Below are 13742 nucleotides of genomic sequence, written 5' to 3' on the forward strand. Positions count from 1 at the left end.
CGGCAACTCTCCTGTTTTGGCAAAATTGCCGCTTGAAAACTTAACGAAGTATTGAAATATAGAGATACAATTAAAAAGATCTCGATTTCTTATCGAGATTAACTCAACTAAATATTTTGTTTGTATTGCTTTTGCAATTTTTTAAAATAAAGTTTCGTTAACGTTAGTAATTTGTATTTTTGTTGAATCGTTTTTAACGATTCAATCCTGAACATGTTTCAGGATATCATTTTGAAACCGTAATGTATTAATGGCCCAAAGCAAATCCAAAACTAAAAAAGCACCTAGAAAAAAATTAAAATCGGCAAGTTTTAAGTTATCTAGCCAGCAAAAGTTGGTGTTAGGTAGTTTTCTTGTGATTACTGGTTTGCTGTTATTTATTGCGTTTGTTTCATATTTATTTACAGGAGAAGCAGACCAAAGTACATTATCTGATTTTGCATCTCGTGAAGTTAAAACTAAAAACTGGTTAAGTAAATCTGGTGCGTGGTTAAGCGATTTTTTTATTCAACGTGGTTTTGGTGTTGCATCCTTTATATTTTCTGGATTAATCTTTTTATCTGGTGTTTATGTTTTAATGAATATCAACAAAGCAAAACTCAGAAAACATTGGTTTTGGGGTATTCTTATCATTATTTGGTTATCTATTCTTTTAGGGTTCTTCGGAAATAAAAATGATATCCTTGGTGGCACTATTGGTTTTGAAATTAATAATTTTCTTCAAGATTATATGGGTAAAATAGGCACCCTGCTCCTTCTTTTATTTGGCTTTATAACCTATTTAGCTATTCGTTTTAAAGTGACTTTTGAAAGCTTCACACGTGTCTTTAAGTCTGCTAAAAAAGATATTAAAAATGAACTTTCAGATATGAAAGAAGATATTGTTGTACCATTCGACAACAGTTTATCTGATGAGGCTGAAGCTATTAAAACAGCTCATGAACTTTCTTTAAAAAACAAAAAACCAAAGTCTATAAAGACAAAAATAGAATCTGCACCATTAGAAGTAAAAATACCTGAACCAGAAGAAGCGTCTGAGCTCGAGATAAAAATTGAAGATGTAAAGGAAGAAATATCAGAAACAGACAATCTAGCAAATAAATTAGTTGAAGATTTTGGACAATTTGACCCTACTTTAGAATTAGCAAAATATCAATTCCCAACATTAGATTTATTAAAGAAATATGATACTGAAGGTATTACTATAAATCAAGAGGAATTAGAAGAAAATAAAAATAAAATTGTTGAAACTTTAAGCAACTACAAAATTGGTATTGTGAGCATTAAAGCGACTATTGGGCCAACAGTTACGCTTTACGAAATTGTTCCAGATGCTGGTATTCGTATTTCAAAAATTAAGAATTTAGAAGATGATATTGCCTTATCGCTTTCAGCCTTAGGGATTAGAATTATAGCTCCAATTCCTGGAAAAGGTACTATTGGCATAGAAGTGCCTAACAAAAACGCTACCATTGTCTCGATGCGTTCTGTGATTTCGTCAAAGAGATTTCAAAGCTCAGAAATGCAATTACCTATCGCATTAGGTAAAACGATTAGCAACGAAACTTTTGTGGTAGATTTAGCAAAAATGCCCCATTTACTTATGGCAGGTGCCACAGGCCAAGGAAAATCGGTTGGTTTAAATGCGGTTTTAACGTCGTTACTTTACAAAAAACATCCAGCTGAAGTTAAATTTGTTTTAGTTGATCCAAAAAAAGTAGAATTAACACTTTTCAATAAGATTGAACGTCACTATTTAGCAAAACTTCCAGATAGTGAAGAAGCTATAATCACAGATAATACAAAGGTTATCAATACACTAAATTCACTTTGTATTGAAATGGATAACCGTTACGAACTTCTTAAGAATGCGTTTTGTAGAAATATAGCCGAATATAATGTTAAGTTTAAAGCTAGAAAATTAAATCCTAATGATGGTCATCAATACTTACCATACATTGTTTTGGTTGTTGATGAGTTTGCCGATTTAATTATGACTGCAGGTAAAGAGGTTGAAACTCCTATTGCACGTTTAGCACAATTAGCACGTGCCATTGGTATTCATTTGATTATCGCGACACAAAGACCATCTGTGAATGTAATTACCGGTATTATTAAAGCAAATTTTCCTGCACGAATAGCTTTTAGGGTAACTTCCAAAATTGATTCGCGTACTATTTTAGATGGCTCTGGAGCAGACCAACTTATTGGGCGTGGCGATATGCTTTACACACAAGGAAACGATTTAATACGAGTTCAATGTGCTTTTGTTGACACACCCGAAGTAGAGAAAATCACAGATTATATTGGTTCTCAAAAAGCTTATCCTGATGCTTATTTACTACCAGAGTATGTTGGTGAAGAAAGTGGCACAAGTCTTGATGTAGACATCTCAGATAGAGACAAACTATTTAAAGATGCAGCAATAGTTATAGTAACTGCTCAACAAGGTTCGGCATCATTATTACAACGAAAGCTGAAATTGGGCTACAATAGAGCTGGTAGATTAATTGATCAGTTAGAAGCCGCAGGCATAGTTGGTAATTTTGAAGGGAGTAAAGCAAGACAAGTTTTAGTGCCAGATTTAACTGCCTTAGATAAACTTTTAGAAGACGCAATATAATTAAATTAGATTTCCGCAGTTTACACTGAGCGCAGCTGAAGTGCGGAAATGAAAAAATAAATTTTCAATGAAAAAAATCTTAATCTTATTATCAATTACACTTTCTTTTAACGCTTTTGCTCAAAACGAAGCTAAAACCTTATTGAATGAAGTTTCAGAAAAGGTAAAAAGTTATGATAATATTTCATTAGACTTTAAATACTCTTTGGAAAATAATTCAGAAAATATAAAACAAGAAACCAAAGGCGATGTAGCGATGCAAGATGATAAATACAGATTAAATATTCTTGGTGTAACTCGTTTATTTGATGGAAAGACACTCTATACGATAAGTACTGAAGACGAAGAAGTAACCATGTCATCAGATAACGATGATGAAAATGATGCCATTACCCCGAGTAAAATGTTGTCTTTTTATGAAGATGGATACACTTATAGCTTAGATATAACACAAAATATAAACGGTAGAAAAATTCAATATGTAAAATTAACACCTATTGATTCTAACTCAGAAATAAAAAATATCCTATTAGGTATAGATGCGCAAACAAAACATATTTATAACTTGATTCAACTTGGTAAAAACGGCACAAAAACAACGCTTGTTGTTAATTCTTTTAAAACAAATGCCCCTTTATCCAAAACCTTATTTACCTTTGATGCCAATAAATACAAAGATTATTACATCAATAAACTAGATTAGGTTCGCGTTTGAAAATACTAGACCGTTACATACTAACCACATACCTTAAAACTTTTCTTAGCGTGTTTGTTATACTCATGCTGATATTTGTTTTACAAACTATTTGGCTTTACATAAAAGAGTTAGCAGGTAAAGATTTGGACGTGATAGTGGTTGTAAAGTTTTTGCTGTACTTTATGCCAAAACTTATTCCGCTAGTTTTACCACTTACTATCCTTTTAGCATCTATTATGGTGTTTGGTAATTTTGCCGAAAACTATGAATTTGCCGCCATGAAATCTACAGGTATTTCATTGCAGCGTGCTATGTCTGGTCTCAGTGTTTTTATTGTTGGTCTAGGTATTTTAACCTTTTTCTTTTCAAATAATGTCATTCCATGGGCAGAACTTAACTCTTATAATTTGCGACGAAATATAGCAAAAATTAAACCTGCTATGTTACTTGCTGAAGGACAATTTAACGCTGTTGGCACCTACAACATAAAGTTTGCTGATAAATATGGGGATCGTAATCAATTTCTAAAAGATGTAACCATTCATGTAAAGGGAAGTGATGGTAGAACTAACGCTACAGTTATTAAATCTAAAACTGGCGAACTTGCTAGTGAAAAAGACTCTAATGTTTTAAAACTTATTTTAAATGATGGTCATGATTATAGTGATGTCTCACCTAAAGATAGAAAAGCAAAGAATAGAAAACCATTTGTAAAAAGCACTTTCGAAACAAAAATTATAAATATTGATTTATCAAAACTGAATAATGTTGATTTTGATGAACAGTCTCAAACAGACAAATACAACATGCTAAATGTTAGTGGTTTAAATAAGACCATTGACTCACTTGTTGTTAAGTATAATAACGAGCATGAAACTTTTTCTAAAAATTTACTTTTAAGATCTGGCCTTAATAAGAAGCCATTACCAAATAAAACAGTTATTGACTCAAGTTATACAGGACCTGTTTTAGAGCTTTTTAACACAAAAATGAAGATTAATATGGTTGATTTAGCCCTTAAATCAATGATTAGCTCTAAACAACTTATTATTTCCAAAGACACCACTATGAAAAACTCAAAGGCGTGGCTTAACAGACATGTTATTTCACTTCAAGAGAAATTTGCTTTAGGTTTTGCCTGTGTTATATTGTTTTTTGTTGGAGCTCCGCTAGGTGCATTAATTCGTAAAGGTGGTTTAGGTTTACCCATGGTAATCGCTATTCTTTTATTTTTAACTTATCATTTCATTGGGATTTTTGCTACAAATAGTGCTAAAAACGGAGGCTTTAATCCAATTCTAGCGCCTTGGTTTTCAACCTTAGTCATGTTTCCTCTAGGTTTTTTCTTAACTAAAAGAGCTACAGCAGATAGAGGTTTATTTGAATTTGGAAATGTTTTAGAACCTTTAAAGAAGGCTTTAAAAATCAAAGAAAAAAATAGTATCGATTATAAATTTTTATCCGATTACGAAAATGAGGAATTGGTAGATGTTATCAATAATTACGACACCCTAGGTCATCAAGAAGATATCAGATATCATGCTATTGAAATTCTAAATTCAAGAGGGCTATTTACTGATGAACTCAGAAAAAGCGGTTTAATTATAAGTAAAAATTATAACACCTCAAAAGCTATTAAAAAGAACTATAATGAACATTCAAAATTTGCCATAGTACTCTATACCATTGGTATTATATTGTTAGTACTTTTCTTTGTTTTTAAAAATAATAAGTTGCCATCTTTAACTATTCCTTCAATACAACTAAGTATGGTTGCATTAGTATTATTCATTATTTACTATATCAAATCGATTATTAATACGTTTCAGTTTTATAATCATATCAACAAAAATCAGAAAAAACCCAATGTTTTCCTTTTAATAATTGGGCTTCCTTTTTACTTCATCACTTATCTCTTTTTGAATGAGAAAATGAAAGGTGACTTAAAAGCAAATTGTTTAGAATCTTTAAAATAAGCCATACCTTTGTACAATGATAGCGAATACTATGACACAAAAAGTAAAACAAGAGTTTAAGCTAAATAGCATACACGAAGCTATTGACGACATTAGAAACGGAAAAGTTATTATTGTTGTTGATGATGAAAACCGTGAAAATGAAGGTGATTTTTTGGCTGCTGCCGATAAGGTAACTCCAGAAATGATAAACTTTATGGCTACTCATGGTAGAGGTCTTATTTGTGCACCATTAACGGAGAATAGGTGTAAAGAGTTAGAACTAAATATGATGGTTCGTAATAACACTGATCCTATGGAAACGGCCTTTACTGTTTCGGTAGATTTAAGAGGACATGGCGTTACCACAGGTATTTCAGCAAGTGATAGAGCAAAAACTGTAAAAGCTTTAATTAATAACAACACCAAACCTTTTGAATTGGCACGTCCTGGGCATATTTTCCCTTTAGTAGCTAAGGAAGGTGGTGTTCTACGACGTACTGGACATACCGAAGCTGCCATTGATTTTGCAAGATTGGCTGGTTTAAATCCAGCCGGAGTGATTGTAGAAATCATGAATGAAGATGGAACTATGGCACGTTTACCCCAACTTTTTAAAGTTGCAAAAAAATTGGATTTAAAAATAGTTTCTATTGAAGATTTAGTAGCGTATAGAATGCAACATGATTCTTTAATTGAGAAAAAAGAAGATTTTCAAATTGAAACACGTTTTGGAAGTTTTAGATTAAGAGCCTATAAGCAAACCACCAATAATCAAGTTCATATAGCTTTAACTAAAGGTCAATGGAATGACAGCGAAGAAGTGCTTACAAGAATTAATTCTACCTTATTTAATAATGATGTTTTAGGAACACTTACCAACAATGCTGATAAGCAATTAGACGATATGTTTAAAGTAATTAATGACGCTGGTAAAGGCGCCATTCTATTTATTAATCAAGAATCGCAATCGATGAATATTTTGAGCCGACTGTCTTTTTTAAAGGAACATCAAGCACCTAATAAAGTAGCCAGAGCACCTAGGATTAATATGGATAATAGAGATTTTGGTATTGGCGCTCAAATTCTACACGACTTAAATATTCATAAACTACGTTTGATTTCTAATACTAAACAAACAAAGCGTGTTGGATTGATTGGTTATGGTTTAGAGATTGTTGATTACGTTAAATATTAAAAAAGGGAATTATCAATCTAAAATAATTGATACTTCCCTTTTCTACTTGGACTAACTCAAACTATTTAATTACTATTTTTTTTGTTGAAGGTCTGTTATTATTGAAAACTTTTAATACATAAATTCCGGATTTTAAACTTTCTACATTTAGCTTTTTGTTATTAATAGATGACAATACTTTTTTACCCAAAATATCATATAATTCCATTTGTTCAATAGGAATATTTGAAAATACATTTATAACACTTGAAGCCGGATTGGGATATACCTTAAAATTTTCTTTGTTAAAGGATTCCGAACTTAAGCTAAAAGGGGCTACCACGGAATAATCTGATTCCACTTTACTAACAAACATCAAAGAACCTGAACCATCGTCCTCAGAAATAAATTCTATGTTATTTCCATTACCATCATAGCTTAATGTAGTTCTATCATAAGTTACAAAATTTGGATCTACCCAATCTTGATCAGTTATTTTTTCAACTTGAGTACCAGAATAATCAATTAAAGTTCGTCCATTCAAATCCCATCCCCCAAATCCATCTGGGTAATAATATTCAGTCTTAATATCCAAACCCATATTATAAGTTTTTACAGCTCTTTCAATTTCCCACATATTCGTGAAAGTATTCCAAGTGCTATCTAACGCTTCCTTGGGCAGCCCCGACTCAAAAATCGTTATTTCAAATATTTCATTAGTAAACCATCCAGTTCCAGTTTCCCATATCTGGTTGGTTTGCTTACTAAGATCAGAACCTGTGTATTCTAATAGTTGTTGAGTACTAGAAACATTAGGTGTAAATGTCATGGTTCCTGAGTCATAAAAAAGTGTTGTAGTTCTTTTTAAGTTATTAGATCCATCATATTCATTTTCTATTTGAAAGGTGTTCTGCCATGACATTGAAACATATGATTCTGTTGTTATATAAGTTATATTATTAGCTCCGTCATAGTCATATGTTACACGAGACGAGTTTTGCCATGCCATAGAAATGTATGTTTGTGTTGTTACAAAATCTAAATTTCCAGACCCATCATAGTCATATGTTGATTGACTAAGGTCTTGCCAACCCATATTCCATTGCTGGGTGACAGACTTAATTATATTATTACTTGCATTATACCAATTGATAATTTGAAGAGATGCCTGAGTGCTGGGAAAATTAATTATTTCTTGTTTGGTTGCTTTATTGCCTTCATTGTCATAAGTAAATTTATGAGTAGATTCTAGTACCCAATCTGGAGAGCCATCCCAAGCGTATGTTCGCGTTTCATCAACTTTATAAGTCTGAGACAAACTTGAAAAGGTTATAAAAAAAGATAAAATAAATACTGAAAGAAGTAAACGTTGTTTCATGATTAATAGCTTTAAATGGTTTATATATAAAAACATCGAATTAAAATAAAAAGGTGAGCATCTTTATTTTAAATCTTATAAGTTTTAAATATAATTTGAGATAGAAATACCAGTTAACTAATACGTCTAACACATGCTATTAATCAATAACATATTAAAATTGAAGTTCTTTAAAAGTTATTTTATAAAAAATCCCTATTAAGAGGTAGGGTAAAATTGGAAGCCCATTAAAAGTATAAAATAATATTTAAAAAAAGAAATTAAAAACCTATAAACAGCGATATTTTAACTTTTTAAAGCAGTTTTTATAATTTCCCTCATCTTTGAAGCCCTGCTTTTCACTTCGTCTTCTGTCCAAGACAATTTTATTAAGCATGATATATTTCTAGCTATATAATGATCTGATTTTGAGAAGTCTTTAGTTTTAAGATATTCTAAACCTTTTTTCACTTCCGAGGAAATTGGATATAGTGATTTTAAATCTTTTAAATGATTCCATTCTCTAATATAGTGCCAACTATTATCGTAATAATTCCAACATGCATCTACCTTGCCTTTTTTTAAACCTTGAATAACTTTTCTAGTTATTTCTAAATCTGGTAAAAAGAAATTTAAAAAGGCGCAACTTTCTACTCCGCCTTCCGGTACGGTTCTAAAAGTAACTTCTGGAATGTCTGATAACGCTGCTCTTAATATGTTGAAGTTTTTTTTCTGAATAGCTAAAAACTCTGGTAATCGCTTTACTTGAGCTAAACCAACCGCTGCATGGAGTTCTGATATCCTAAAATTATAACCTAAAAAAGGATGAGTTTCTGCACCTCTATCATTTCCAACATGGTCATGACCGTGGTCGCTATAATGGTCTGCATTTGTATAGTATTCTTTGTTATTTGTAATTACAGCACCTCCCTCGCCACAAGTAATAGTTTTTACAAAATCGAATGAAAAACAACCTAAATCGCCTATACTTCCTAATGGTTTTCCGTTGTAAGTTCCGCCAATGGCTTGACATGCGTCTTCTACTAATAATAAATTATTATTAGTACAAACTTTTTGTAATGCGTCCATATTAGCCATACTGCCACACATTTGCACTACCATAACAGCTTTTGTTTTTGTTGTAATAGCTTGTTCTACAGCTTCTGGGTTTAAACCTAGGGTATTATCTATATCTACTAATATTGGAATGGCGCCAAGCATCATAATAGCTTCAAAACTAGCTACGAAAGTAAACGTTGGCATAATAACCTCATCTCCTGCGCCCACTCCTGCTGATGCTAATGCTACGGATACTGCGGCGGTTCCGCTAGAAACTAATTGTACGTGTTTAGATTGAAAGGTGTTTTGTAGTTCGGATTCAAGTTCTTTTGCTTTCCAATGCCCGTTACGCATACCATCGAAACCATAGCGCATAAGTACGCCATTCTCCAATACGTCATTTACTTCTTTTCGTTCTAAATCTCCAAATAATTCAAATCCTGGCATATTATATTTTTCTTTAATGTTGATTTGGACGTTGTTTTTGCGTTAGGGATTGAACGGCTTGTTTGAGCTCCTCGCAGAGAGCGAGTAGTGAAAGCCCGACCCTTGCGGTAACGCCCAAATACTTTATATTATTATAACGGCTTCTTCTATGGGTTTTCTAACTTTTTTGAATTCTGAAAACATATCGTCATCAGCGCGATAACCTACGGGTAAAAGCAGTACTGATTTTAATCCTTTTTGGTCTAATTTAAGAATTTCATCGTACTTTGATGGTAAAAAGCCTTCCATTGGGCATGAATCTATACCTTCGATGGCGCAGACCGTCATTAAATTACCGAGTGCAATGTAGGCTTGATTGGTGGACCATTGCTGGCATTGTTGAACCGACATACCTTGCATCATGTTGATTAAATCTTCTCTATAAGGTTTTAAAATATTTTCTGGGGTGTTGCGAATGTCTTTTATATTATTGTAATAATTTTTAACATCATCATCATCAATATTCTTTTGGATGCAAATAACAAGTAAGTATGAGGCATTTAAAACTTGGTTTTGATTGTAAGATGCTTCTACCAGTGGTTCTCTAATTTTTTTATCTTCAATAACAATTAGCTTAATAGTTTGCAATCCAAATGAGGTAGCCGTTAGGTTAAAGGCCTCTGTTATAACGTTTAATTTCGCTTTTGATAGTTTTTTAGTAGTATCAAATTTTTTGGTTGCATATCGCCAGTTAAGCTGTTTTATTGTATCCATTATAGTGTGCTGTATTTATGCAAAAATAAGGTTTGAAATTTTCTTTTTGCCTTATTGATATATAAAATATCCACATTGAAAAATACATAAAATTTATTATGAAAAAGTTAAGTTTTTATTTGAATAGAATGAAAAAGGACGCTATATTTGCACCCGCATTCAGGCAAATAGCTTGATTGGGCACTCTAGGAGAAATGGCAGAGTGGTCGAATGCGGCAGTCTTGAAAACTGTTGAGGGTCACACCTCCGGGGGTTCGAATCCCTCTTTCTCCGCTGAAATTTATTCAATTTCTATCAAAGTCCTGTAAACACTATGTTTATGGGACTTTTTATTTTCCCTAAAACATCAAAAAGTGTATTAAAAACTATTCTGTTGGTGACCTATTCGGTGACCTTTTTTAAACCTTGTTTAGGTCACCTAATTTGTTAATAACTGTTTATAAATCAGTTACTTAAAGCAATTACAAAGACCTCATTTTTTCGTATATTAATGTATAAATTTAAAGGTCACCAGAATGAACAAAACATTTGGATTATTATTCTACTTGAAAAAAAGTAAAGTAGATGCACAGGGCAAATGCCCTATTTACTTGCGTATTACCATAGATGGAAAGCGCACAGAAATAAGCTCTAAACACACTATTGAAACGGAACGCTGGAGCATTGAAGCCAATAAAGCGACTGGAAGGACAGAAGATATACGAGAGCTTAACGCCTATTTAGATTCGCTTACTACTAAAGTATATCAAAGTCAAAGAGACTTAATTCAAGACAATAAGCTTGTAACTACAGAAACCCTTAAAAACAAGTTTTTAGGCATTGAGGAAAAGGAAAGAACACTCATAAGCATCTTTGAAACTCATAACAAACAAGTTGAAAAATTAGAAGGATGATGATTACACAAGAGCAAAAAGTAAAACGAAATTAGTAATCACAGCAAGAATAAAACAAAATTTAAAAACCGCATTAAATTATCGCAGTGAATTACAAATAACACACGCATTTACTGCTTATGTAGATGAATTATTAAGAGGGCGACTAACTATTAGTAAAATACTCCCCTATTTTCTATCCTCAAAAGATGGTGAATATGAAATAATAGATACTTATTTGGATCACTTTAATTTACAATATGGTTATAGTAAAAACTAATAAATTAACTTACCCAAAATAACCCAGTGGCTTATTTCGGTTTATTATCTATTTAAAATAAGTCTGATATTTTTTTAATAATACACCTAATTCCCACAAAAAGATTTCTATTTTTAAAGTCGCTAACATCTACTATTTTTTATGGCCACTATTAATACTCTTATCAACAACATTTCAAACCAAAACATTAGATATTTCTTCGAGAATAAAATAGCTTCTTTTAAACCCGAAAAGGATGTTTTTACAAACGCAGTAAAAGAAGAATCACCATATTCTGACCCTGTAAAAATTGGTCATGCAGTATTATACAATCATGAAGAATTATTAGTTTTTACTTGTGAGTACAACAAAGAACTGACCGCAAGAAGTGCAAAAAAGCAACAATTTGAAATAGCCAAAAAAGTATTAAAGGAAGATTTTAAAGATGGCGCAATATTTATTTTTTATGATGGTCAAGGTAGTTTCAGATTTAGTTTTATTCGCAGAAACTACGGCGATAAATCCTCTAAATACTCCAACTGGAAACGATATACCTATTACGTAAGTCCCTCTGAAACCAATAAGACGTTTAAAACCAGAATTGATAGTTGTTCATTTAAAGATTTAGACAGTATTCAAGAAGCCTTTTCTGTAGAGAAATTAACAAAAGACTTTTATAACGAACTTTTTGCTTGGTACAAATGGGCATTATCAGATGAAATAGGCGTCACATTTCCCAACAATACTGAAACTTCTGAAGACGACCGTGTAAAATTAGAAGAGCAGATTATCAGGTTAATTACAAGACTTCTTTTTGTTTGGTTTGTAAAACAAAAAAAAATAGTACCAAATACCTTATTTGAAACCGATGACCTTTCAAATATTTTAATAGACTTTGAGCCTAATGATAAAAATGATGGCAACTATTACAACGCCATACTTCAAAATCTATTTTTTGCTACCCTAAATAAAGAAATTACTGAAAGAACATTTGCCAAAAAAGTGGATGATAGAGATATTAAAACAAATTATCGCTATGCAGAAATGTTTAACCTTTCAGAACAAGAAATTATTGATTTGTTTAAACCCATCCCTTTCTTAAATGGTGGGTTGTTTGAGTGTTTGGATAAAACCATGAAAATGGATGGTGTGCAATACGCATTGGATGGCTTTAGCCGCAATGCCACCAAAGCAGCAAATGGTAATTTTAGGCATCGGGCTTTTATACCCAATTGTGTGTTTTTTGATGAAGAAAAAGGCATTATTCCATTGTTGAAACGCTATAATTTTACAGTGGAAGAAAATGCACCTAACGAAATTCAAGTGGCTTTAGACCCAGAATTATTAGGTAAAGTATTTGAAAACTTATTGGGAGCTTTCAACCCCGAAACTAAAGATACGGCTCGTAAACAATCGGGTTCGTTTTACACGCCACGTGAAATTGTGGATTATATGGTTAATGAAAGCCTAATGTCTTATTTGCGTACGCATTTCCCGAAGTTACAAGAAACGCTTATCCAAAACCTCTTCCAGGAAGAAGACTTGCCTACAGCATTAAAAAACAACCATGCGCTTTGCGAACAAATATCCAATACCTTACGCCAAGTAAAAATTTTAGACCCTGCCTGTGGCTCCGGAGCTTTCCCCATGGGGATTCTTAATAAAATGGTAGTTATTTTAGAAAAACTGGATTGCAAAAACGAAAAAACAATACACGATCTAAAACTACACCTTATTGAAGAATGTATTTATGGTATAGATATACAGTTTATTGCGGTTCAAATTAGTAAGTTGCGCTTCTTTATCTCTTTAGTAGTAGAACAGGACGAAATGGATGCGTCCAAACCAGAAGATAACTACAATGTACTTACCTTACCAAACTTGGAAACCAAATTTGTGGCAGCAAATACTTTAATAGGCATAAAACGAAAACCCATACAAGGTAACCTGTTTGAAGACCCAGACATAGAAACCACCAAACAACAACTGCTCGCTATACGTAAAGAACACTTTTATGCCAAAACGGTGGGTGCTAAAAAACGCTTGCGAGAACAGGATGCTATATTACGAGATACATTAAATAAACTATTAGATACTAATAAATCCGTAGCTTCAGAAGATGCCATACAATTCTCGCAATGGAACCCTTATGACCAAAATACCAGCTCGCCTTTTTTTGATACCGAATGGATGTTTGGTTTAGAAGAAGGGTTTGATGTGGTGATTGGGAATCCGCCTTATGTAAATGTTGAGAAAATTGATGCTACAATTAAAAAAAACATAAAGGCTTTTAAAACTGCTTTTCAAAAATATGATTTATATGTCCTGTTTTATGAAAAAGGCCTTGAATTATTAAAAAAACAAGGTATTTTAAGTTATATCACTTCAAATAAATTTCTATCCCAAGGCTATGGGTTAAAATTGAGACAATTATTTTTAAATTATTCTATAAACAATGCTTCGTTAAAAACTAATTTAACCCATTGAAGATCAGTAAAATAAGTTGAAAAAAGATGATTTAAAAATAGGATAACTCATTGAAA

Annotated in this window: 9 protein-coding genes and 1 tRNA gene; 7 read left to right on the forward strand and 3 right to left on the reverse strand. The window is 32.2% G+C overall.

All coding sequences use genetic code 11. From position 1 onward, the window contains the following. Positions 1–250: 250 nt before the first annotated feature. The 4 genes from AAC024_RS14405 to ribB all read left to right on the forward strand — a co-directional run bounded on the left by AAC024_RS14405 (position 251) and on the right by ribB (position 6473). Positions 251–2623, forward strand: coding sequence for a DNA translocase FtsK 4TM domain-containing protein (locus tag AAC024_RS14405; protein WP_339896198.1), 2373 nt, complete (start codon positions 251–253; stop codon positions 2621–2623). A gap of 67 nt (positions 2624–2690) precedes the next feature. Then, positions 2691–3326: an outer membrane lipoprotein carrier protein LolA gene (locus AAC024_RS14410; protein ID WP_339896199.1), complete on the forward strand. Its 636-nt coding sequence runs from the start codon at positions 2691–2693 to the stop codon at positions 3324–3326. 8 nt (positions 3327–3334) lie between these two features. After that, complete coding sequence (locus tag AAC024_RS14415) at positions 3335–5296, forward strand: LptF/LptG family permease (RefSeq protein ID WP_339896200.1); 1962 nt, start codon at positions 3335–3337, stop codon at positions 5294–5296. A gap of 16 nt (positions 5297–5312) precedes the next feature. After that, the gene (gene ribB, locus AAC024_RS14420; protein ID WP_339896201.1) at positions 5313–6473 is read left to right on the forward strand and encodes a 3,4-dihydroxy-2-butanone-4-phosphate synthase; all 1161 of its coding nucleotides are present in this window, start codon (positions 5313–5315) and stop codon (positions 6471–6473) included. A gap of 61 nt (positions 6474–6534) precedes the next feature. On the opposite strand, the gene AAC024_RS14425 is transcribed toward ribB, so the two are convergent. The 3 genes from AAC024_RS14425 to AAC024_RS14435 form a co-directional block, all read right to left on the reverse strand. Then, complete coding sequence (locus AAC024_RS14425) at positions 6535–7830, reverse strand: T9SS type A sorting domain-containing protein (protein ID WP_339896202.1); 1296 nt, start codon at positions 7828–7830, stop codon at positions 6535–6537. A 285-nt stretch (positions 7831–8115) separates the two neighbouring features. Further along, on the reverse strand, positions 8116–9315 hold the full coding sequence (locus AAC024_RS14430; RefSeq protein WP_339896203.1) for a DegT/DnrJ/EryC1/StrS family aminotransferase: 1200 nt from the start codon (positions 9313–9315) through the stop codon (positions 8116–8118). A 123-nt stretch (positions 9316–9438) separates the two neighbouring features. Beyond that, on the reverse strand, positions 9439–10068 hold the full coding sequence (locus AAC024_RS14435) for an NAD(P)H-dependent oxidoreductase (RefSeq protein WP_339896204.1): 630 nt from the start codon (positions 10066–10068) through the stop codon (positions 9439–9441). 188 nt (positions 10069–10256) lie between these two features. On the opposite strand from AAC024_RS14435, the gene AAC024_RS14440 reads away from it, so the two are divergent. From AAC024_RS14440 to AAC024_RS14450, 3 genes are all read left to right on the forward strand, one after another. Then, a tRNA-Ser gene (locus AAC024_RS14440) sits at positions 10257–10341 on the forward strand. Positions 10342–10583: 242 nt separating this feature from the next. After that, the gene (locus AAC024_RS14445) at positions 10584–10961 is read left to right on the forward strand and encodes an Arm DNA-binding domain-containing protein (protein ID WP_339896205.1); all 378 of its coding nucleotides are present in this window, start codon (positions 10584–10586) and stop codon (positions 10959–10961) included. A gap of 400 nt (positions 10962–11361) precedes the next feature. Further along, positions 11362–13686, forward strand: a complete 2325-nt coding sequence (locus AAC024_RS14450) for a DNA methyltransferase (RefSeq protein WP_339896206.1) — start codon at positions 11362–11364, stop codon at positions 13684–13686. Positions 13687–13742: the final 56 nt, after the last annotated feature.

The organism is uncultured Algibacter sp. (assembly GCF_963976535.1).
Taxonomy (GTDB): Bacteria; Bacteroidota; Bacteroidia; order Flavobacteriales; family Flavobacteriaceae; genus Algibacter_B.

Bases quoted from the DNA above. Each gene is read 5' to 3' on its own strand.
- AAC024_RS14405 (WP_339896198.1), top strand. From the start codon at position 251: ATGGCCCAAAGCAAATCCAAAACTAAAAAAGCACCTAGAAAAAAATTA.
- AAC024_RS14410 (WP_339896199.1), top strand. From the start codon at position 2,691: ATGAAAAAAATCTTAATCTTATTATCAATTACACTTTCTTTTAACGCT.
- ribB (WP_339896201.1), top strand. From the start codon at position 5,313: ATGATAGCGAATACTATGACACAAAAAGTAAAACAAGAGTTTAAGCTA.
- AAC024_RS14425 (WP_339896202.1), bottom strand. From the start codon at position 7,830: ATGAAACAACGTTTACTTCTTTCAGTATTTATTTTATCTTTTTTTATA.
- AAC024_RS14430 (WP_339896203.1), bottom strand. From the start codon at position 9,315: ATGCCAGGATTTGAATTATTTGGAGATTTAGAACGAAAAGAAGTAAAT.
- AAC024_RS14435 (WP_339896204.1), bottom strand. From the start codon at position 10,068: ATGGATACAATAAAACAGCTTAACTGGCGATATGCAACCAAAAAATTT.
- AAC024_RS14445 (WP_339896205.1), top strand. From the start codon at position 10,584: ATGAACAAAACATTTGGATTATTATTCTACTTGAAAAAAAGTAAAGTA.
- AAC024_RS14450 (WP_339896206.1), top strand. From the start codon at position 11,362: ATGGCCACTATTAATACTCTTATCAACAACATTTCAAACCAAAACATT.